The organism is Salegentibacter salegens (genome assembly GCF_900142975.1).
Classification (GTDB): domain Bacteria; phylum Bacteroidota; class Bacteroidia; order Flavobacteriales; family Flavobacteriaceae; genus Salegentibacter; species Salegentibacter salegens.
Genome location: NZ_LT670848.1, coordinates 1,140,435 through 1,159,626 on the forward strand (window position 1 = coordinate 1,140,435; position 19,192 = coordinate 1,159,626).

A 19,192-nucleotide genomic window follows, 5' to 3' on the forward strand; every position below is an offset into this window, starting at 1 on the left:
GTGAGTCAATTCTAAAAATTGTTTTAAAAGTCCCGTTTTTCGGGACTTTTTTATTGGTATTTAGTATCTTAATTTAAAATTATAACAATGCATAAAAAAGAGATATATACCGCCGGAAAAGAGCTACGCGAGGCCGAAAAAGTATTGGTTTTAATTCACGGTCGTGGCGGCAGCGCTAAAGAATTTCTTGCTTTGGCCAATCAATTAAACACCTCAGAATTTGCGATTTTGGCACCACAGGCCACAGATTTCACCTGGTATCCAAATTCATTTTTAGCGCCAATTGCTCAAAATGAGCCCGAATATTCATCGGCTTTAGAAGTTTTAGAAGAATTGCTTGAAGATATTAAAGAAACTGGCATCACTTCTGAAAATATTTATTTTGCCGGATTTTCACAGGGCGCCTGCCTAACGCTGGAATTTGTAACTCGAAACGCGCAAAGATTTGGCGGGGTTGCCGCGTTTACTGGTGGACTCATTGGCGATAAGATTTATACCGAAAATTACTCGGGTGATTTTAACGCTACACCAATCTTTATTGGAAGTGGTGATCCAGATGCACACGTACCGGTAAAACGTGTAGAAGATTCTGCTGAAATTCTCCGAGAAATGAATGCGAATGTTGAAGTGAAAATTTACAAAAACCGGCCTCATACAATTTCTGAAGACGAAATAAAACTCGTTAATAATTTTATTTTTAATTAAGATTAAAATCAATTTTATGAGAAGCATCAAAAAAATACATACTGCGGTAAGTTCTCCTATTGCCGATCTCATTACTTATCGTGCCCTACCAACAAACTCTGTAGACCATATTGATCCGTTTTTGTTTTTAAACCATCACGGTTACCAGGAATATCCCGAGAATAATAACGGGCTACCTTTTGGCCCTCACCCCCACCGGGGATTTGAAACGGTTACCTTTATTTTGAAAGGTGATTTAACCCACAAAGACAGTGGCGGATATGAAAGCGTTATTAAAGCCGGTGGCGTACAATGGATGACTGCTGGAAAAGGATTAATTCACGCTGAAGTTTCTTCAGAAGAATTCAAGAAAAAAGGCGGTGAATTGGAAATTCTTCAGCTTTGGGTAAACCTGCCCGCAAAACATAAAATGACAGAACCCAATTATGAAGGACTCCAAAAAGAAGATATTCCGCAGTTAAGTTTAGACCAGGGAAAAGTAAAATTAGCTTTAGTTTCAGGAAACTGGGAAAGTGAAAAAGGCGCTTTTGAACCTTTAAATGATATCCAGATGGCTACGCTGCATTTTGCTGAAGGCGGTAAATATTCCGTAGAAATTCCTTCAGAAAAGAATGTTTTCTTCTATGTGGTAAAAGGCAAAGTAAACGTAAACGGCGAAGAAGCCAAAATGCATAACCTGGTTGAATTTAATAATGAAGGAGATAAAATAGAAATTGAAGCTTTGGAAGAAAGTATATTGCTTTTGGGTCACTCAGCCCCTTTTAATGAACCTATTGTAGCCCAGGGTCCTTTTGTGATGAATTCACAGCAGGAAATCCAGCAAGCCTTTCAGGATTATCAAAATGGCGAGTTTGGAAATTGGAATGGTTGATTAATTACTGAAACCACTAATTGAAACTTCGAATACCTTTTGACCAAAAATACCCTTAAAAATAAACTTTTAATTACGTGAAAATAATTTCGACCAATTTAGGAAAACCAACCAAAATAATTTGGAATTCAAAAGAAGTATTAACAGGTATTTATAAAAAACCTACTGATGAACCCATATATTTAGCCAAAAACGATGTTATTAACGATGAAATTTCAGATCGTAAACATCACGGAGGGTTTTACAAAGCCTGCTATTTATTCTCTTCAGAACAGTACCCGTATTGGAAAAATCTATACCCTAAACTGGACTGGAACTGGGGAATGTTTGGAGAAAATCTAACCGTATCTGACTTTGATGAAAGCAGCGTTTTTTTAGGCGATGTTTATAAAGTAGGTGATGCCGTAGTTCAAGTTTCCGATTATAGAGAACCTTGCTATAAACTCGGTTATAAATTTGGAGATCAAAAGGTCCTGAAACAATTTATTGAAAAGGGTTTTACTGGAACCTATTTAAGTGTCCTGGAGGAAGGATTTGTAGCTAATAATGATCAATTCACATTAATAGAGCGTCCTGATAGCAGTTTAACTTTAGCCGAACTTTTCCATTTGGTTTATGCTAAAGAAAAGAACCAGCGCTTTTTAAAAATTGCTGCAAATAATAAAGCCTTAGATCCTAAGAAAAGAAAATTGTTGGCGAAGCATATAGTGTAATAAGCTTTTAGCTTCAATAAAAAAACCTCCTTAGCGAACTAAGGAGGTTTTTATTTATGATAAATTCTGGGATTTACTTCCCTTCCATTTTATCTTTTAAAGCCTGAAGATCGGCATTAACATCACCAATAGTGGTTTTGTCATTGTTTTGCGAAGCTGCTTTTTTAGCGGCTTGCTTAACAATTTGCTGTTCTTCTTCTTTGTGAATAGCCATATGTGAAGCTACCACTCTTTTGAATTCTTTATTGAATTCAATGATCTGGAACTCTGCAGATTCACCTTTAGTTAATTTGTTACCGTCTTCTTTTTCAAGATGTCTGGTTGGAACAAATGCAGTGATATCTTCGTTAAAGTCTATAGTCGCACCTTTATCTACGATCTCTGCAATCTCTGCGGTGTGTTTAGTACCAACAGCGAACTCAGTTTCGTATTTATCCCAAGGGTTGTCTTCAACCTGCTTGTGACCAAGGCTTAACTTACGACCATCAACATCTAATTCAAGAACTACAACCTCAAGCTCATCACCTACATTAGTAAATTCTGATGGGTGCTTGATTTTCTTAGTCCATGAAAGATCAGAGATATAAATAAGTCCGTCAATTCCTTCTTCTAATTCTACGAATACACCAAAGTTGGTGAAGTTACGTACAATCCCTTTGTGTTTAGAACCAACAGGATATTTAGTAGTAATATCTGTCCATGGGTCTGGAGTTAATTGCTTAATTCCAAGAGACATTTTACGGTCTTCACGATCTAAAGTTAAGATTTGAGCTTCAACCTCATCCCCAACATTCACGAAATCCTGGGCTGAACGCAAGTGCGTGCTCCATGACATTTCAGAAACGTGGATAAGACCTTCAACACCATCGGCAACTTCAATAAATGCACCGTAATCTGCGATTACAACTACTTTACCTTTTACCTTGTCTCCAACCTTAAGTTTTTCGTCAAGAGCTTCCCATGGGTGTTTGCTTAATTGCTTAAGACCAAGTTGGATTCTTGTTTTAGCTTCATCAAAGTCAAGAATTACCACGTTTAGTTTTTGATCAAGTTCAACGATCTCATTTGGATGGTTGATACGAGACCAGCTAAGGTCGGTAATGTGAACAAGTCCGTCAACTCCTCCAAGGTCAACAAATACTCCGTAAGAAGTGATGTTTTTAACAGTACCTTCAAGTACCTGACCTTTTTCAAGCTGACCGATAATTTCTTTCTTCTGTTCTTCGATATCGGCTTCAATAAGCGCTTTGTGAGAAACCACAACGTTTTTGAATTCGTGGTTGATTTTCACAACTTTGAATTCCATTGTTTTTCCTACGTAAGCATCGTAATCACGGATAGGCTTCACGTCTATTTGAGAACCTGGCAAGAATGCCTCAATTCCAAATACATCTACGATCATACCACCTTTAGTTCTACATTTCACAAAACCGTTTACGATAAGACTTTCGTCATGAGCTTTGTTCACACGATCCCAAGCCTGGATTACACGAGCTTTACGGTGAGAAAGAATTAATTGTCCTGTTGAATCTTCACGAACATCAATCAATACCTCAACGTCGTCTCCAACTTTAAGATCTGGATTGTAACGAAATTCGTTAAGAGAGATAACGCCTTCACTTTTTGCGTTAATGTCTATAATTGCATCACGATCTGTAATATTAATTACTTTTCCTGTTACAACTTCGTCATTTAAAGTGTCTACGAAATTTTCTGCAACTAATTTCTCAAATTCTTCCAGCTTCTTATCATCAATAGGGTCAATTCCCTCTTCATAATTGTGCCAGTTAAATTCTTCAAGAAATTTCTCAGGGTTTTCCTGCTGCTCGGTAGGAGCAGGTTGCGATGAAGTAGCCATTCCAGCTACCGGTTGAACTTCAAGATTTTCGTCCTGAACGTCCTGGTTTTTTTTGTCTTCAGCCATTGCTGATAAAAAATTTGTATCCTGTATTCTTCGGAAAAATTAAGCAAATAAAACACAGAAGTAGTTATGGTTTTGATTTTCAATCCCTTTTGATTTTCCGATTCTTCGCCAAAAAGGGCTGCAAAAATACAACTTATTTTTATATTCTCAAACCCTAAATAGTTTAAAAACAGTATGCTTATTCTTCAATTTTATCTTTGGCAAGTTTCAATACTTTTTCAAATTGTTCTTCCAAATGCATATCAGAATTATCTATTTCTATAGCATCTTCGGCTTTTACCAATGGTGAGTCTTCTCTCGTAGTATCCAGGTAATCCCGTTCCTTTACATTTTCAAGAACATCTTCATATTTAACAGCGTCCCCACGATCTTTCAACTCATTATATCTTCGCTCTGCCCTTTTTTCGGTCGATGCGGTCATGAATAATTTAAGATCGGCATCAGGGAAAACCACGGTGCCAATATCACGGCCATCCATAACCACCGCTTTATTTTTCCCGATTTCCTGCTGAATTTTAACTAACATTTCTCTTACCTGAGAAATAGCAGCCACTTTACTAACCTGCTGCGACACTTCCATCAACCTGATTTCCTTTTCTACATTTTCCCCGTTTAAATGCACTTCACCATAACCAACCTCTTTATTAAAAACAAAACTGATATTAATAAATGGCAATTGTCTTAAAATGGTTTCTTTATCAAAATTGGTGTCGGTGACTATCATTTTGCGCATTAGGTATAAGGTCACCGCGCGATACATAGCACCCGTATCAACATAAACATAACCAAGTTCTGCCGCGAGTTGTTTGGCAACCGTACTTTTTCCGGTTGAAGAATAACCATCTATGGCAATCGTTATTTTTTTACTCATAATTTAATTTCTGTGTAGATGCAAAATTAGGCAAAGCTTTAGTTTCCTGAAACTTTCAGTTTAGAATTAAAAAAGCTGTCTGGAAAGTCCCTGAGAACGTCATTCTGAATTTATTTCAGAATCTAAGAAAATGAGAATTAATCTCATGTTAGAACCTGAAACCAGTTCAGGTCGACGAAACTAGATGTTCCAAACAGCTTTAAAATTTAAAGCGTTTTTGCGTTTTTTACATTTTCATCAGTAATTGCAAGATCTATAACTTCACTCATTTCATTTACATAATGAAAAGTAAGTCCTTTTAAATAATCTGCTTTAATTTCTTTTATATCACGTTCATTCTCCTTACAAAGAATGATTTCTTTAATACGGGCACGTTTGGCAGCAAGGATTTTTTCCTTGATTCCTCCTACCGGAAGAACTTTCCCTCTTAGGGTAATTTCTCCTGTCATCGCAATACTTTTCTTCACTTTCCTCTGCGTAAACAGGGAAACTAAAGAAGTAAGCATCGTTATCCCCGCACTCGGCCCATCTTTTGGCGTAGCACCTTCTGGCACGTGAATATGTACATTATATTTTTCAAAAATAGCAGGATCTAAACCAAGCTCTTCGGCATTAGACTTCATATATTCCATAGCAATGGTAGCCGATTCTTTCATCACTTTTCCAAGGTTACCTGTAATATTCAGATTACCTTTTCCTTTAGAAAGAATAGATTCAATAAATAGTATATCGCCACCAACTTGCGTCCAGGCAAGGCCTGTAACAACACCGGCAACTTCATTATTTTCATATTTATCGCGCTCCAATCTCGGACTTCCAAGAACTTCTATAACATCTTCGTTGGTCACCTTAACATTATACTCCTCATCCATCGCAATATTCTTGGCGGCGTGACGAACCATTTTTGCGATTTGCTTTTCTAGTCCACGAACACCCGATTCACGGGTATAACCTTCTACAATTTTCTCTAATTGCGGTTTAGCAATTTTTATATGCTCTTTTGTAAGTCCGTGTTCTTTTAATTGCTTCGGCAGCAAATGCTGCTTCGCAATCTCTACCTTCTCCTCTATCGTATATCCAGTCACATTAATAACCTCCATACGATCTCTAAGGGCAGGCTGAATTGTACTCAACGTATTAGCTGTAGCCACAAACATTACTTTTGAAAGGTCAAAGCCCATCTCCAGGAAATTATCGTGGAATTCGCTATTCTGCTCAGGATCCAACACTTCTAATAATGCAGAAGAAGGATCGCCGGCATGGCCCATACTTAGTTTATCAATTTCGTCTAAAACAAAAACCGGATTGCTGGTTCCAGCTTTTTTAAGCGATTGGATAATTCTACCCGGCATCGCACCTATATAGGTTTTCCTGTGCCCACGTATTTCTGCTTCATCACGCAAACCACCAAGAGAAACTCTCACGTATTCTCTACCCAATGCCTCGGCCATAGATTTACCAAGTGAAGTTTTACCAACTCCGGGAGGTCCGTAAAGACAAAGTATTGGAGACTTCATATCATTACGCAGTTTTAATACTGCTAGATATTCTATAATTCGGCGTTTTACATCGTCTAAGCCATAGTGGTCACGATCCAAAATTTTCTTCGCTCTTTTTAAATCGAATTTATCTTTACTGAATTCATTCCACGGAAGATCCAGGAACAGATCCAAATAGTTTCGCTGAATGGAATATTCTGCAACCTGCGGATTCATGCGTTGCATTTTAGAGATCTCCTTCTCAAAATGCTTTTGCACTTTTTCGCCCCATTTTTTCTTTTTGGCGCGCAGTTTCATTTCTTCAATTTCATCTTCATGAGAAACACCGCCCAATTCTTCCTGGATGGTTTTCATTTGTTGATGAAGAAAATATTCACGCTGCTGCTGGCTCATATCGCTTTGCACCTTGCTCTGAATATCATTTTTAAGTTCCAGTTTCTGAAACTCCATATTCATATGCCGCAAAGTAGCCAGGGCGCGATCTTTAAGATCGTTTGTTTCCAGTAATTTTTGTTTATCCTCTACCGCCAGGTTCATATTAGATGACACAAAGTTGATAAGGAAAGAAGAACTTTCTATATTCTTAATCGCAAAAGACGCTTCACTTGGAATATTAGGACTTCCCTTTATAATTTGAAGTGCAAGTTCCTTTATAGAATCTATAATCGCAGGAAACTCTTTATTATCAAGTTCTGGTCTTGCTTCAGGAACTTCCTTAATTTTCGCTGTTAGGTAAGGTTCTTCTTTTACAATTTCATCAATTTCAAAACGCTTTTTCCCCTGAATAATTACCGTGGTGTTCCCATCGGGCATTTTTAAAACCCTTAAAATACGAGCCACAACGCCGGTATTATAAATATCTTTTGCTGAAGGGTTTTCTACTTCTTCGTCTTTTTGAGCAACAACCCCAATAATTTTAGAATCATTATTGGCTTCATTAATCAATTTAATAGAAGTATCCCTTCCAGCAGTAATGGGAATTACCACCCCGGGAAACAATACTGTATTTCTTAATGGAAGTATTGGTAAAGTTGAAGGCAATTCTTCCCTGTTTATTTCTTCTTCATCCTCTGGCGTCATTAAGGGAATTAAATCTGCATCCTGATCTATATCTTGCAATGACAAACTGTCAAAACTCGTCAATTTAGTTTTAGCCATAATTTATTTTAAGTCAAACTGTCACAAACAGCTTGTGGTTCTTAATCTTTTCTTTTTCTATAAAGCCTTAAGCTCAGTAATCTAAGCAGCTTTTTGTACAATTTCATTTAGAAGTAGTCAATTCCTATGCCACCATCTTTTTCAAATTTTTTTTCTGAAAAGTGTAACAAATCAAATTCAAAGCTATCTTTAGTATAGAAACAAGATAATTTTAATTGACACCAACCATCACACATATCAATGATCTTGTTGCTCGTTGCCGAAAAAACGATCAGCGTGCACAAATGGAAGTCTACGCTCGCTATTACAAAGCGATGTATAACACTTCCCTACGTATTGTAAACGATACAGCTGAAGCTGAAGACATTATGCAGGAAGCATTTTTAAAAGCTTTTGCAAAAATAGATAGCTTTCAGGGTACTTCAACCTTTGGCGCCTGGTTAAAAAGAATCGTGGTAAACCTAAGTATTAATGCCTTCAATAAAAAGGTGAAATTAAATGAAGTAACCTATAATGATGAATTGAAAAACGAAATAGATGAAAATGAAGGAATTATCCTGGAAGAAGATTCAAAAAATGAAAAAGTAAATAAGATTCTTAAAACGCTCAATTCACTTAAAGAAAATTACCGCGTTGCTTTAACCCTGCACTTAATAGATGGTTACGATTATGAAGAGATTGGCGAGATTCTAAATTTAAGTTATGCCAATTCCCGTACAATGATTTCAAGAGCTAAAGAAAGTTTAAGAAAAAAATTGCTGAAATTATGAAAAAGGATACTATAGACGAGCTTTTTAAAGAGCTTAATTTTGATAATAAAGAACCAGGTTCAGGTCATAAAGCAAGGTTCCTGGAAAAACTGGAAGAAGAGACCAGCCAAACCAAGAATTTTGGCGGCAGGCCCCATAAAAAAAGTCTTTGGGCGCCAATGCTTTCGGTGGCCGCAATACTTGCAATAGCCTTTATGATTTTTGCCGGATTTTTAAATGAAAATTCTGGCAGAAATTCAGGAGAGTTAGCAAGTGTTTCCCCTGAAATGAAAGAAACCCAGCAGTTCTATATCCAGCTTATAAAAACCGAATTGGCAACCCTTGAAACTGAGAATACCCCGGGAACCGAAGCAATTGTAAAAGACGCTTTAATTCAATTAGAAAAATTGGAAACCGAATACGAAAAACTGAAAAAAGACCTGCAGAATAGCGGTAAAGACAAACGGGTTATCTACGCGATGATCTCCAATTTTCAACAAAGAATAGACCTATTAAACGAAGTACTTGAACAAATAGAGAACATTAAAACCCTAAAAAAGCAAAACGATGAAAACTATATTTAAAATATTAATGGTAACGATGCTGTCCCCGGCTTTAAGCTACTGCCACGGCGACCTCAACGGCAGGCACACCAAAGAGAAAAAGGTCACAAAATCTTATAATGTGAGTGCCACCGATTTACTTACCATAGATAACAGCTACGGAAATGTAGATATTTCAACCTGGAATCAAAATAAGGTGGTGATAGAAGTGAATATAAAAACTAATGGTGACGACGAAGAAAAAGTACAACAGAAACTGGATGAAATCAATATAGAATTTAACCAATCTTCATCTGGAGTGAGTGCAAAAACCCATTTCACAAGAGAAGACAGATCCTGGTGGAGTTCGCTTTTTAATAGCTCAGGCAATGTAAATATGCAAATTAATTATACCATTAAAGCACCTGAAAAACATAGCGTAGATATAGAAAATGATTACGGTGGAATTTATATAGACCGCCTCCTGGGAAATACGAAAATAAGTTGCGACTACGGTAAAATTGATATTGGCGAATTACGCGGAAATTCTAACCTGCTTAATTTTGATTATACCCGCAACAGCCACATAGGCTATGTGAAAAATGCTGAGATAAATGCTGATTACAGCGGGTACGAAATAGAGGAAGCTGAAAGATTAAATATTAGTGCCGATTACACAGATTCCAGAATCAAAAAAGTAGCCCAGCTGGATTTTAACTGTGATTATGGCAGCATTAATATTGAAAAAGCAAAAAGAATTGTAGGCAACGGTGATTACCTGAGCACTAAAATAGGTCGTGTTTTCGAATCCTTAGACTTAAATCTCGATTACGGTTCTGCAACTATTGAAAAGATCTTAAAAGGAGTTTCTAAGGTAGAAATAAATACCGATTATGCCGGAATAAAAATAGGTTACGATGCTGAACATCCGTTTAATTTTACCGTAAAATCATCTTATGGAAGTGCAAAAGGGCTGGATGAGCTGCAAATTAGAAAACGCCACGATGAGAATACCAGCCAACTTTTGGAAGGTTATCATCTTGAAGAAAACTCTGGGAACACCGTTTTTATCAATACCAGTTATGGAAACGTAACTTTTAACAAACAATAAATCATCAATCATTAAACTTAAAACATGAAAAAACTAATCTTAATTTTAGCAGTATTATTTATTGCGTCAACACCAGTTCAGGCGCAATGGTGGGGCAGTAACGAAACCGTGAAAGGGAATGGCAAAATGACTTCAGAAAAAAGGAATACCGGCGATTACGACGAAATTTCCCTGGTAGGTTCTATGGATGTGGAACTGGTTTCGGGCATCGAGGGAAAGTTAACCGTAGAGGCTGAAAGTAACCTCCAGGAATATATTACTACTGAAGTAAGCGGTGGTACTTTAAAAATTTCAGTAGAAAAAGGTTATAATTTAAGACCTTCCAGAAATAAAGGCATAAAAGTAACGGTGCCTTTTAAAGATTTAGATGCGGTTGAAGTAACCGGCTCTGGCGATCTTTGGAATTCTTCTACCATTAATGCGAGAAACTTCAGCACTAAGCTTACCGGCTCTGGTGATATTAAATTAGACCTGGAAGTTGAAAATCTGGAAGGTGCAGTAACTGGCTCGGGAGATATTCAGTTAACGGGAAAAGCCCGGAATTTTGATTGTAAAGTAACCGGCTCGGGAGATTTTAAAGCTTTTAATCTAAGAGCAGAGAATGTTGAAGCAACCGTAATGGGATCTGGAGATATTCAAATTTCAGCAAATAAAAAATTGAAGGCTAAAGTAATGGGCTCAGGAGATATAAAATATAAAGGAAACCCCGAAACTCAGGATTTTAAAACCTCGGGATCAGGTTCAATTTCCTCCAATTAATAGAGAAAGCTCACAATAATAAAAATGGAGAGGAAAAATTGAAAAACGGTTTGAAAAGTTTCTTAAAAGCGTCATCCTGAATTAATTTCAGGATCTAGATTGTAATAATTTAGAATCTGAAACAAATGTTAGTATTTGGGACAAATTGACAATGAGAAGCCTTTTCAAACTGTTCTTTTTATGGGAACCCGCAACAGTAAGATTACCCCGGCAATAAAAAATATCACTAAAAATAAGATTGAATTTCTAACGCTTCCGGTAATTTGAGCCACAATTCCATACAGAAACATTCCTATTACAATTCCTATTTTTTCGGCTACATCATAAAAACTGAAATAACTCGCGGTATCAATAGCATTTTCAGGAAGCATTTTAGAATAAGTAGATCGGGAAAGAGACTGAATGCCGCCCATTACCAAACCTACCGAAGCAGCTGCCACATAAAACTGTTGGGGACTCACTATAAAAAAGGCATACCCACAAATGGCTATCCAAATTAAGTTTATGAAAATAAGGATTTTAATATTTCCGAATTTTAGCGCCAGTCTGGAAGTTAAGGTTGCACCAACTACAGCAACTAATTGAATTAATAAGATACTAATAATTAATCCTGTTGTTGCGTCCTGTTCTCCCCATTCAAGTTCCTCTATTCCAAAGTATGTTGCTACAAGCATAATAGTTTGTACCGCCATACTATAAACAAAAAATGCAGCTAAATATCGCTTTAATTGAATATTGTGTTTCAGGGTGATCCAAATTCCTCGAAGTTCTCTAAAGCCGTTAAACAGCACATTTTTAGTAAAAGCGGCTTTTTTATTTCCTTTTGGTAAATAGATATAGGTATATTGACTAAAACCAATCCACCAAACTCCGGTTAAAACAAAAGACAAACGTGTTGGTAAAGCTTCACTTTCAAAACCAAAAGTTTCATAATTAAGAATCATAAGGAGACAAATAACCAGTAGAATCACACTTCCAATGTACCCCAGGGAAAAACCTTTTGCGCTAACTTTATCCTGCTGATTGGGAAAAGCGATATCTGGCAAATAGGAATTATAAAAAACCAAACTCGCCCAAAAACCTATAAGTGCCAGAAAATAACACAAGAGCCCAAGCCATAGGTGCTCCAAACTAAACCAAAAAAGCCCTATACAGGAAAGCGCACCTAAATAGCAGAAAAACTTTAAAAAACTCTTCTTATTTCCTACATAATCGGCAATTCCCGATAAAAAGGGGCTCAGAATAGAAACTACCAGAAATGCTGCTGCAGTTACATAACTTATTAAAGAGTCGTTATTAAAACTTATTCCGAAGAAATCTACTGTATCGTTTAGGATGGTACCGTCTTCATCTTTTACAATAGTAAGTGCACCATAGAAAATAGGAAAAATAGCAGAAGAAATTACAAGACTGTAAACCGAGTTCGCCCAGTCATAAAAAGCCCAGGCATGTAATAATTTTTTATGCCCCCTGGGAAGTTTATTCATTTACAACAACTATTTTTTAAGAAGCCCTAAAATAGAAAAAGCTGCCTTAAAAGACAGCTTTTTAATATAAATTATATGTTATATACTATTGAAAACTTGTTACACCGTATTTCTTAGCTTCGGCTTCGGCTTCAGGCGCCCATTTTTGCAGGTTATTAATCCTGGTCTCGTTAGCGGGGTGAGTACTTAAAAACTCCGGTGGAGACTGGCCATCACTTTGTGCAGCCATTCTTCTCCATAAATCGGCCGCTTCGTAGGGATCGTAACCGGCTATCGCCATTAAGGTCAACCCAATTCTATCGGCCTCGGTCTCGTGGCTACGGCTAAAAGGTAACATTACTCCCAATTGCGTTCCCAATCCATAGGCTTGTGCAAAAATTTGTTGAGTTTCCTGGCTTCTTCCACTTACGGCTACAGAACCGGCAACGGCACCAAGTTGTTGTAATTGTGCGGCACTCATTCTTTGTGCACCGTGATCGGCAAGGGCGTGGGCTATCTCGTGGGCCATAACTACGGCTACACCGGTTTCAGTCTCAGCTACCGGTAAAATTCCGGTAAAGAAAACTATTTTTCCGCCGGGCATTGCAAATGCGTTTACTGCATCGTCTTTTACCAGGTTATATTCCCATTTAAAATCTTCTAAAAAACCTTGATAACCATTGGCATTTAGATATCTTTCAGCGGCGGTTTCAATTTTATTACCTGTTCGCTTAATCATTTGTGCCTCTGCAGTTCCCGTCACCACTTCATTTTCAGACAAAAATTGATCGTATTGCTGAAAAGAAGCAGGAAACAACTGATCGTTAGAGACAAAATTTAAATTCTTTTCTCCGGTAAAGGGATTGGTTTTACATGCTACCACGAGCAGTAAAACAGCAATCACACTAATTGTCTTTTTAAGTTTCATATGTTTTGGTTTAGTTTTGTTAAAATTACAAAAGCCTTTAATGCTTATTTATCGCTTTAAGCATCATTTAACAGTTTACAGATTCCAAAAATGATACCACAAAAAGAATTGGCCCAGAGATAGCCATTTCTTCTATGGTTTGGCATTTAGGAAATATGTAAATTGCGGCTTAATTACCCAAAATTAAAGATGAATAAACAACAAAAAGATCAAATCCCGGTACAAAGATTACTTGTACCAAATTATATTAGATATACAGGTAACATACTTTCTAAACTTTCTCCATTTGTGGCCAGTAGGTTTGCTGGGCAACTTTTCTTAACACCCTTTAAGTATAAATTGCCCGAAAGAGAAAAAAATATGGATGAACATTCTAAACAATATCGGGCCAAAATTCTGAAAACAGGCCGTGAGATTGTGGTATATGAATTTGGTAAAAGCAAAAAGAAAATTTTATTGGTTCACGGCTGGAGCGGTCGCGGAACACAATTAGCCAAAATAGCTGAAGCTTTAAAGGCTCAAGGTTATAGTACCATTAGTTTTGATGCTCCCGCCCACGGTAAAGCTCCCGGTAAAAAAAGTATGATGCTGGATTTTATAGATTCTGTTCAGTTTTTAGACGAAAAATATGGTCCATTTGAGGCTATTATTGGTCATTCCCTTGGTGGAATGACCACTCTAAGAGCTGTAAAAGAAGGTTTGAATACCAAAAAACTGGTAATTATAGGGACAGCCAACAGTATTACCCATATAACCCGTGAATTTGCGCGAAACCTTAAAATGAACCGCAAGGTAGCTGATAAGATGAAAGCCCACTTCGATAAAAAATTTGATATTGATATGGATAGCTATTCCGGGGCGGTCTCAGCTAAAGAAGTAAAAACACCTACCCTGGTAATTCACGATGAAAATGATGTAGATGTGGAAATCTCTTCAGCCTACGATATTCACGAAGCATTAGAAAATAGCGAACTTTATATTACAAAAGGATTGGGACACCGCCGCATATTAGGCGATTCTAAGGTAATTAACAAAATCACAACGTTCATCGCGGTATAATCTTTGTACTTTTAAAATAAAAAACCCATCCGGGTATTTAAATGGCTGATTTTTCTCGCAAAAAGAGGCCGGTAAAATTTTGAAAAGCAATGAAAAAGATAATACCAATTTTGCTCGCAGTTTTTATGATGAGCTGCCAGGGCAATGCACAAAAAGACCAGGAAAAAGACCAGCAAAAACAAGAGGAATTTGAAGTTTCCAAGACCGACAAAGAATGGAAAGCAGAATTAACCGATGCTGAATATAGGGTTTTGCGAAAAGCCGCTACCGAACCTTCTTTTTCGAGTCCGTTAAACGACATCAAAGAACCTGGAACCTTTGTTTGCGCTGCCTGCGGAAATGAACTTTATAAAACCGAACATAAATTTATGAGCGGTACAGGTTGGCCAAGTTTTGATCGCCCTATTAAAGATGGAGTTGCTTATGGCACCGACTCTAAAATAGGCTACCAAAGAAATGAAGTACACTGTGCCCGTTGCGGTGGGCATTTAGGCCACGTTTTTGAAGACGGTCCTAAAGAAACTACCGGCAAAAGACATTGTATTAATGGGATTGCGATGAATTTTAAAGCAGATGAAAAATAGATTTTAGCAGTATCAGAAAGAGAACGTTGAAGAGATTTCCGTCTACACGGAAATGACAAAAGAATAAATATGAAAAAATACAGTATAGAAAAGCCTGAAACCAAATGGAAAGAACAGCTTTCTGAAGAACAATTTCGGGTATTGAGAGAGAAAGGAACTGAAGCGCCACACACAGGAAAATACAATGTGCATTTTGAAGATGGTGAGTATTTTTGCGCCGGTTGTGGCGAAAAACTTTTTGACAGCGAAGCCAAGTTTGAAAGCGGCTGCGGTTGGCCTAGTTTTGATAAAGCCATAGAAGGAAAAGTAGAATATATACAGGATAAAACCTTTGGTATGATAAGGACTGAAATTCTATGTGCTAACTGCGGTGGCCATCTTGGCCACGTTTTTGATGATGGACCTACAGATACCGGCCAACGCTATTGCGTAAACTCGGCCAGTATTAATTTTAATAAATAACAAACTAACACCTATGATTATGAAAAAACTATTTTCAATTTTATTTATGACCGCTTTTTTATTTACATCCTGTTCAGATGATGGCGAACGCGGTCCGCAAGGTCCTCCAGGCGAAGACGGTCTGGATGCTGCATCTGCAACGATATTTGAAATTAATTCAAACTTTTTCTATGACGAGGAAGCTAATTTATGGACTACTGATCTTTTAGCCTTTAGCGACTTTACTGATGTTAAAGTTCTTGAAACAGACGTAGTTTTAATTTACCGCCTGGATGCTATAGGACAATTAGATGACGGTAGCGATGTAGATGAATGGAGCATGTTACCGCAGAATTTCTTCACTGAAGAGGGAACCATACAATATGTTTTTAACCATACTTTTGTAGATACTGAAATTTTTATTGATGGAAATTATGATATAGGCGGACTAAGTGACGATTTCACTACAGATCAAATATTTAGAATAGCAATTATTCCTGCTAATTTTTATGAAAGTGCGAATTTTGATAGTTCAAGCATTCATTCTGTAATGAATGCACTTGATTTAAAAGAAAGTGATGTAAAAAAAGTGGAAGCGAATAAATAATCCTTCATTTATATTATGTTTTTATTAGACCTCACAGGTTTTAAAACCTGTGAGGTCTTTTTTTTCATTCATAAAAAACAGCACAATGTAAATTGATTTCAAAATCTTTACCTTTAATATAGCTGTTATACTCCTTACGAAAACTTTTCAGTTTAAGCGATTATTCCTTAAATTCGCAACTTCACTCGCTAAGCGAGATTTGATTTATTAAGCCTAATAAAAATTTCCGAATATGAGTAAATACGATATCATTGTTTTAGGTAGTGGCCCAGGAGGTTACGTAACCGCAATTAGAGCTTCACAGTTAGGATTCAAAACCGCTATTGTGGAAAAAGAAAGCCTTGGGGGTGTTTGTTTAAACTGGGGGTGTATCCCAACCAAAGCACTTTTAAAGAGTGCAGAGGTTTTTGATTACCTGAAACACGCCGAAGATTACGGATTAAGCCTGGAAAAAGCCGATAAAGATTTTTCAAAAGTGATTAAACGTAGCCGCGATGTAGCGGGTGGAATGAGCAAAGGTGTTCAGTTCTTAATGAAAAAGAACAAAATTGACGTAATTGAAGGCTTCGGAAAACTAAAGTCTGGTAAAAAAATTGTTGTTACCGATAAGGATGACAAAACAAAAGAATACCAGGCCGATAATATTATCATTGCAACAGGCGCTCGTTCTCGGGAATTGCCAAACCTTAAACAGGATGGTAAAAAAGTAATTGGTTATCGAGAAGCAATGACTTTAGAAAAACAACCGAAATCTATGATTGTGGTTGGATCTGGCGCCATTGGCGTTGAGTTTGCTCATTTTTACAATGCTATGGGAACCGATGTTACTGTAGTAGAATTTTTACCGAATGTTGTGCCTTTGGAAGATGAAGAAATTTCCAAGCAATTTGAGCGTAGCATTAAAAAAGCCGGAATTAAGGTAATGACCAATGCTTCAGTAGAAAGTGTAGATACTTCAGGTAAAACTGTAAAAGCTAAGGTGAAGACCAAAAAAGGCGAAGAAACTCTGGAGGCCGATATTGTACTTTCAGCCGTTGGTATCAAAACCAATATTGAAAATATAGGTCTTGAAGATCTAAAGATCAAGACCGATAAAGATAAAATTGTTGTAGACGATTTCTATAAAACCAATGTTGACGGAATTTATGCCATTGGAGATGTTGTACACGGTCCGGCGCTGGCACACGTTGCTTCTGCAGAAGGAATACTTTGTGTAGAAAAAATTAAAGGAATGGATGTAGAACCATTAGATTACGGAAACATCCCCGGTTGTACTTATGCCACTCCTGAAATTGCATCGGTAGGAATGACTGAAAAGCAAGCCAAAGAAGCAGGATATGAACTTAAAGTTGGGAAATTCCCATTCTCTGCTTCAGGGAAAGCAAAAGCTGCAGGAAAGTCTGAAGGATTTGTAAAAGTGATCTTTGATGCAAAATACGGCGAATGGTTAGGTTGCCATATGATTGGCGCCGGCGTTACCGATATGATCGCTGAAGCGGTTCTTGGACGTAAACTGGAAACTACAGGCCACGAAGTACTAAAAACAGTACACCCTCACCCAACAATGAGTGAGGCTGTGATGGAAGCCGTTGCTGCTGCTTATGATGAAGTAATTCATATTTAAGAAGCACATAATTTAAAAATCAAAATCCCCGAAGCGTTAAGGCTTCGGGGATTTTTTGTTTATAAACGGTCTCTCATTAAAATCATTGTTTCGTCAAGCTGTCCCGACGCTTCGGGATGTTTCAGACTTTATCCCGAATTTTCTACGGGATTCCATCATGTTCAAATTTCAACATATTAGATCTCCGAAAAAAATTCGGAGCAAGCTCTGAAATAAATTCAAGATGACGGCACGGCTATAAAGACCTTTCGAGAAACAGTAGTTTGATATTGATCTAATCTACATTTTCTTTGTAATCTTTTCCCTGAATAAAAATTTTACTCCCACAATAAATCACAGTACACAAAACTGGTATCCCAGGATTTTTGATCATCTGTAAAGCAATTATCATCTAATTCTTCAGGTTTATAAGATTTCTCTACCATCTCCCCTATTTTAAAATCAATTGGTTTCTTGAAAATTGGTCCGTCAAAAACGAAGGTGTGAAATTCTCCATTTTCTCCGCAGGGATCTACATTTTCGGAGAGATCGTTTAAAAAACTTTGGTCAATAAGTCTTCCGCAGAATGATTTATCGAGTTTATCGGTATTTACACAAACTACAATCGCTTTAAATCCGCTTTCAATAAATTCTTCTAATAATTCTGTTGTATTTTGATTCCAAAGCGGAAAAACAGCTTTTAAGCCTACTTCCTGCAATTGATTCTCGCGATAAGTTTTCAAATCTTCCAAAAAAATATCCCCAAAAATGCTATGGGTAAAACCTTGATTTAATAAGCTTTTGGTTTCTATTTCCATCACCTCATTATACTCCTCCATCGAAATTTCCCCGTGTAATTTTATTTGATGTAGCGGCAAATCTAAATGCTCAGCTTGTTTCTGAAGCAATTCTATTCTCACACCGTGCATGGAGATTCGGTTAAATTCGGTATTTACGGTTGTGACTAATTTCTCTACCGAATACTCGCTATCCTGCTGAACTTTATATAGCGCCAATGCAGCGTCTTTTCCACTACTCCAGTTTATGTAAGCCTTTTTCATCATTTTTCATTTAAAAAACTTTGAATTGCCAAATCATAACCCATAAGTCCAAAACCAAGAATTACCCCTTTAGCATTAGGTGCTATATACGATTTATGCCTAAATTCCTCTCGCGAATGTGTGTTTGAAATATGCACTTCTACTACAGGCGTTTTTATACCTTTTACGGCATCTGCCAATCCAATTGAGGTGTGTGTGTAAGCCGCGGCGTTTAAAACAATACCGTCAAATTCCTTATCGGCTTCGTGAAGTTGATTAATAAGTTCCCCTTCTACATTACTTTGATAATAAGAAAGTTCGGTTTTTTGAAATTTAAACTGAAGTTCAGAAAAATAGGTTTCAAAACTTTTATTTCCGTAGGTATCGGGTTCACGGGTTCCCAGAAGGTTTAGATTGGGCCCGTTAATAATCATTATTTTCATTTTCTACCGCTTAGCTTGTTATACCCGTAAAGGTAAAAAATTAGCTACAGCTGTAGCATAAAAAACCCTTCAGAAAAAAGGAATATCGGTTTAACGAGTTCCAATTCTTCCGAAGGGTA

Annotated in this window: 19 protein-coding genes; 12 read left to right on the forward strand and 7 right to left on the reverse strand. The window is 37.1% G+C overall.

Going from position 1 to position 19,192, the window contains the following annotated elements:
* Positions 1 to 87: 87 nt before the first annotated feature.
* The 3 genes from B5488_RS05160 to B5488_RS05170 all read left to right on the forward strand — a co-directional run bounded on the left by B5488_RS05160 (position 88) and on the right by B5488_RS05170 (position 2,289).
* Entirely contained in the window at positions 88 to 705 is a 618-nt protein-coding gene (locus tag B5488_RS05160; RefSeq protein ID WP_079734287.1) for an alpha/beta hydrolase, read from the forward strand.
* A gap of 16 nt (positions 706 to 721) precedes the next feature.
* Positions 722 to 1,576: a pirin family protein gene (locus B5488_RS05165; RefSeq protein WP_079734288.1), complete on the forward strand. Its 855-nt coding sequence runs from the start codon at positions 722 to 724 to the stop codon at positions 1,574 to 1,576.
* Between the two features lie 77 nt (positions 1,577 to 1,653).
* Positions 1,654 to 2,289: an MOSC domain-containing protein gene (locus B5488_RS05170; protein ID WP_079734289.1), complete on the forward strand. Its 636-nt coding sequence runs from the start codon at positions 1,654 to 1,656 to the stop codon at positions 2,287 to 2,289.
* Positions 2,290 to 2,362: 73 nt separating this feature from the next.
* On the opposite strand, the gene rpsA is transcribed toward B5488_RS05170, so the two are convergent.
* The 3 genes from rpsA to lon form a co-directional block, all read right to left on the reverse strand.
* Positions 2,363 to 4,213, reverse strand: coding sequence for a 30S ribosomal protein S1 (rpsA, locus tag B5488_RS05175; protein ID WP_079734290.1), 1,851 nt, complete (start codon positions 4,211 to 4,213; stop codon positions 2,363 to 2,365).
* A gap of 178 nt (positions 4,214 to 4,391) precedes the next feature.
* Positions 4,392 to 5,084 carry a (d)CMP kinase gene (gene cmk / locus B5488_RS05180; protein ID WP_079734291.1) on the reverse strand — a complete coding sequence of 231 codons (693 nt, stop codon included), beginning with the start codon at positions 5,082 to 5,084 and terminating at the stop codon, positions 4,392 to 4,394.
* 206 nt (positions 5,085 to 5,290) lie between these two features.
* A complete protein-coding gene (gene lon, locus B5488_RS05185) occupies positions 5,291 to 7,741 on the reverse strand; it encodes an endopeptidase La (RefSeq protein ID WP_079734292.1) in 2,451 nt (816 codons plus the stop codon).
* A gap of 215 nt (positions 7,742 to 7,956) precedes the next feature.
* On the opposite strand from lon, the gene B5488_RS05190 reads away from it, so the two are divergent.
* The 4 genes from B5488_RS05190 to B5488_RS05205 are packed head-to-tail and all read left to right on the forward strand — an operon-like array spanning position 7,957 to position 10,902.
* The gene (locus B5488_RS05190) at positions 7,957 to 8,511 is read left to right on the forward strand and encodes an RNA polymerase sigma factor (RefSeq protein WP_079734293.1); all 555 of its coding nucleotides are present in this window, start codon (positions 7,957 to 7,959) and stop codon (positions 8,509 to 8,511) included.
* On the forward strand, positions 8,508 to 9,074 hold the full coding sequence (locus B5488_RS05195) for a hypothetical protein (RefSeq protein ID WP_079734294.1): 567 nt from the start codon (positions 8,508 to 8,510) through the stop codon (positions 9,072 to 9,074). The genes B5488_RS05190 and B5488_RS05195 overlap by 4 nt, the downstream gene beginning before the upstream one ends.
* A complete protein-coding gene (locus tag B5488_RS05200) occupies positions 9,058 to 10,143 on the forward strand; it encodes a hypothetical protein (protein ID WP_079734295.1) in 1,086 nt (361 codons plus the stop codon). The genes B5488_RS05195 and B5488_RS05200 overlap by 17 nt, the downstream gene beginning before the upstream one ends.
* 24 nt (positions 10,144 to 10,167) lie before the next feature.
* Entirely contained in the window at positions 10,168 to 10,902 is a 735-nt protein-coding gene (locus B5488_RS05205; RefSeq protein WP_079734296.1) for a head GIN domain-containing protein, read from the forward strand.
* Positions 10,903 to 11,066: 164 nt separating this feature from the next.
* Here B5488_RS05205 and B5488_RS05210 read toward each other — a convergent pair whose 3' ends face one another.
* Positions 11,067 to 12,389 carry an MFS transporter gene (locus B5488_RS05210; RefSeq protein WP_079734297.1) on the reverse strand — a complete coding sequence of 441 codons (1,323 nt, stop codon included), beginning with the start codon at positions 12,387 to 12,389 and terminating at the stop codon, positions 11,067 to 11,069.
* An 85-nt stretch (positions 12,390 to 12,474) separates the two neighbouring features.
* Positions 12,475 to 13,296 carry a M48 family metallopeptidase gene (locus B5488_RS05215; protein ID WP_079734298.1) on the reverse strand — a complete coding sequence of 274 codons (822 nt, stop codon included), beginning with the start codon at positions 13,294 to 13,296 and terminating at the stop codon, positions 12,475 to 12,477.
* A gap of 189 nt (positions 13,297 to 13,485) precedes the next feature.
* Here B5488_RS05215 and B5488_RS05220 point away from each other — a divergent pair, with 189 nt between their 5' ends.
* From B5488_RS05220 to lpdA, 5 genes are all read left to right on the forward strand, one after another.
* Positions 13,486 to 14,355 carry an alpha/beta fold hydrolase gene (locus B5488_RS05220; RefSeq protein ID WP_079734299.1) on the forward strand — a complete coding sequence of 290 codons (870 nt, stop codon included), beginning with the start codon at positions 13,486 to 13,488 and terminating at the stop codon, positions 14,353 to 14,355.
* An 89-nt stretch (positions 14,356 to 14,444) separates the two neighbouring features.
* Positions 14,445 to 14,939 carry a peptide-methionine (R)-S-oxide reductase MsrB gene (gene msrB, locus B5488_RS05225; protein WP_079734300.1) on the forward strand — a complete coding sequence of 165 codons (495 nt, stop codon included), beginning with the start codon at positions 14,445 to 14,447 and terminating at the stop codon, positions 14,937 to 14,939.
* A gap of 69 nt (positions 14,940 to 15,008) precedes the next feature.
* Positions 15,009 to 15,401: a peptide-methionine (R)-S-oxide reductase MsrB gene (gene msrB, locus B5488_RS05230; RefSeq protein ID WP_079734301.1), complete on the forward strand. Its 393-nt coding sequence runs from the start codon at positions 15,009 to 15,011 to the stop codon at positions 15,399 to 15,401.
* Positions 15,402 to 15,420: 19 nt separating this feature from the next.
* The gene (locus B5488_RS05235) at positions 15,421 to 15,987 is read left to right on the forward strand and encodes a DUF2977 domain-containing protein (protein WP_079736531.1); all 567 of its coding nucleotides are present in this window, start codon (positions 15,421 to 15,423) and stop codon (positions 15,985 to 15,987) included.
* A 232-nt stretch (positions 15,988 to 16,219) separates the two neighbouring features.
* On the forward strand, positions 16,220 to 17,611 hold the full coding sequence (gene lpdA / locus B5488_RS05240; RefSeq protein ID WP_079734302.1) for a dihydrolipoyl dehydrogenase: 1,392 nt from the start codon (positions 16,220 to 16,222) through the stop codon (positions 17,609 to 17,611).
* A gap of 317 nt (positions 17,612 to 17,928) precedes the next feature.
* On the opposite strand, the gene B5488_RS05245 is transcribed toward lpdA, so the two are convergent.
* Positions 17,929 to 18,651 (reverse strand): Dph6-related ATP pyrophosphatase, encoded by a 723-nt coding sequence (locus B5488_RS05245; protein WP_079734303.1) that lies wholly within the window; start codon positions 18,649 to 18,651, stop codon positions 17,929 to 17,931.
* The gene (gene aroQ, locus B5488_RS05250; protein WP_079734304.1) at positions 18,651 to 19,073 is read right to left on the reverse strand and encodes a type II 3-dehydroquinate dehydratase; all 423 of its coding nucleotides are present in this window, start codon (positions 19,071 to 19,073) and stop codon (positions 18,651 to 18,653) included. The genes B5488_RS05245 and aroQ overlap by 1 nt, the downstream gene beginning before the upstream one ends.
* Between the last annotated feature and the right edge of the window lie 119 nt (positions 19,074 to 19,192).

What these genes read in the sequence shown, in the direction of transcription:
- B5488_RS05160 (WP_079734287.1), top strand. Translation starts at nt 88, where the DNA reads ATGCATAAAAAAGAGATATATACCGCCGGAAAAGAGCTACGCGAGGCC.
- B5488_RS05165 (WP_079734288.1), top strand. Translation starts at nt 722, where the DNA reads ATGAGAAGCATCAAAAAAATACATACTGCGGTAAGTTCTCCTATTGCC.
- rpsA (WP_079734290.1), bottom strand. Translation starts at nt 4,213, where the DNA reads ATGGCTGAAGACAAAAAAAACCAGGACGTTCAGGACGAAAATCTTGAA.
- cmk (WP_079734291.1), bottom strand. Translation starts at nt 5,084, where the DNA reads ATGAGTAAAAAAATAACGATTGCCATAGATGGTTATTCTTCAACCGGA.
- lon (WP_079734292.1), bottom strand. Translation starts at nt 7,741, where the DNA reads ATGGCTAAAACTAAATTGACGAGTTTTGACAGTTTGTCATTGCAAGAT.
- B5488_RS05195 (WP_079734294.1), top strand. Translation starts at nt 8,508, where the DNA reads ATGAAAAAGGATACTATAGACGAGCTTTTTAAAGAGCTTAATTTTGAT.
- B5488_RS05200 (WP_079734295.1), top strand. Translation starts at nt 9,058, where the DNA reads ATGAAAACTATATTTAAAATATTAATGGTAACGATGCTGTCCCCGGCT.
- B5488_RS05205 (WP_079734296.1), top strand. Translation starts at nt 10,168, where the DNA reads ATGAAAAAACTAATCTTAATTTTAGCAGTATTATTTATTGCGTCAACA.
- B5488_RS05210 (WP_079734297.1), bottom strand. Translation starts at nt 12,389, where the DNA reads ATGAATAAACTTCCCAGGGGGCATAAAAAATTATTACATGCCTGGGCT.
- B5488_RS05215 (WP_079734298.1), bottom strand. Translation starts at nt 13,296, where the DNA reads ATGAAACTTAAAAAGACAATTAGTGTGATTGCTGTTTTACTGCTCGTG.
- B5488_RS05220 (WP_079734299.1), top strand. Translation starts at nt 13,486, where the DNA reads ATGAATAAACAACAAAAAGATCAAATCCCGGTACAAAGATTACTTGTA.
- msrB (WP_079734300.1), top strand. Translation starts at nt 14,445, where the DNA reads ATGAAAAAGATAATACCAATTTTGCTCGCAGTTTTTATGATGAGCTGC.
- msrB (WP_079734301.1), top strand. Translation starts at nt 15,009, where the DNA reads ATGAAAAAATACAGTATAGAAAAGCCTGAAACCAAATGGAAAGAACAG.
- B5488_RS05235 (WP_079736531.1), top strand. Translation starts at nt 15,421, where the DNA reads ATGAAAAAACTATTTTCAATTTTATTTATGACCGCTTTTTTATTTACA.
- lpdA (WP_079734302.1), top strand. Translation starts at nt 16,220, where the DNA reads ATGAGTAAATACGATATCATTGTTTTAGGTAGTGGCCCAGGAGGTTAC.
- B5488_RS05245 (WP_079734303.1), bottom strand. Translation starts at nt 18,651, where the DNA reads ATGAAAAAGGCTTACATAAACTGGAGTAGTGGAAAAGACGCTGCATTG.
- aroQ (WP_079734304.1), bottom strand. Translation starts at nt 19,073, where the DNA reads ATGAAAATAATGATTATTAACGGGCCCAATCTAAACCTTCTGGGAACC.